Origin of the sequence: Glycomyces sp. NPDC021274, assembly GCF_040641195.1 — a bacterium.
Taxonomy (GTDB): Bacteria; Actinomycetota; Actinomycetes; order Mycobacteriales; family Micromonosporaceae; genus Glycomyces.
In genome coordinates, this window is sequence record NZ_JBFADC010000097.1 from 1 (window position 1) to 1,201 (window position 1,201).

The window sequence follows — 1,201 nt, forward strand, 5'->3', positions numbered from 1 at the left end:
CAGCACAGTGCGGAGCCTTCCCCGGACCAGGGAAGTGTCAAAGTGCCGGAATGAAGCACCGGCTCGGTATCCCTTAGGTTTTTCTAGGTATATCTGGGTTGTGTTGTAAACCGTCACTCCAACACCATTCCTCTCCGCTGTAGGGCAGCCCCGACCCGACCTCGGAGCGCACCAGGCCCCACAGAGCACCTGTACGCCCGTCTGCGGGTATGCGAAAGCCCCGGCGACCCGTGGGGGCAGCCGGGGCTGTTCGGGGCTGTGGTGACTGGTTATGCGGCGGTTGCGAGCCCTCGCGGAGACAAGTTCCGGTGTGCGTTCGCCCCGGGTGCGGGCGCGTGGTTCGGGTTGTCTTCCGCCGCGAGGTGATCGGTCACGGTCGCAGCTTCCTCGATGCACGGGTCAAGGTCCCCGGTGATGGCGAACTCCACCCGGCGCAGATCGAGCGTCCGCCATCCGCCCTTGGTTCCGCGCTTCACGTCCAGGCGTGCCCCTGCCTCGATGAGCATGGCGCGTTTGCCTGCCGTGTCGGCTGCGTGCCATTCGTCGGCGAACGTGCGACCGGTGGGGATGATCTCGCGCCGGGGCTCGGTCTTCTCCCGCGTCTCCAGCTCTGCCAAGCGTGCGTCCAGGGCGTCCGCACGGCGCTGCCACTCGGCTTGCGCTGCCTTGGACTTCTGGCGCCCCTTCTGCTGCTGGTGTTCGGCGAACTCGGCCGTGGTGGCGTCGATTTCGGGCTGTGGGTCGTACCCGGGTATCTCCGTGACGCGCGTGAACTGCACCGAGCCGACCAGGCGCAGGAACTCGGCGGTCACGTACTCGTCCACCCACGTTCCGCGGACGGTGACCGGGGCGGGGCAGTGCGCTCCGTTCTTGTAGGACGCACAGCCGTAGTAGCCCAGCGACTTGTTCAGGTACATGCGGCTGCCGCATCCGGTGCAGTGGATCACGCGCAGCAGCAGCGCCGCCGAGTCCTTACGCGTCGGTGCCTTCTCCGCCGTGGGCTTCGGTGCCAGCAGTGCGCCGATCTGGTCGAACTCCTCCCGGGTCACGATCGGCGTTTCAGTCGCCATGACGGGGTTGCCCTGGTCGTCACGGACGGGCTTGTCCTTGTGCATCTTCCAGCCCAGCAGAGCGGGATTGGTCAGCATCCGCACGATGGTCTGACCACGCCACTGCCCGCGCTTCTTCTTCGGCTCCTCGG

At 66.6% G+C, this 1,201-nt stretch carries 1 protein-coding gene; it reads right to left on the reverse strand.

Annotated features, from left to right (window positions below; all coding sequences use genetic code 11):
• Window positions 1-269: 269 nt before the first annotated feature.
• Window positions 270-1,201, reverse strand: a 932-nt coding sequence (locus AB0I03_RS26855; protein ID WP_360417424.1) for a recombinase family protein, incomplete at its 5' end; no start/stop codon positions are given.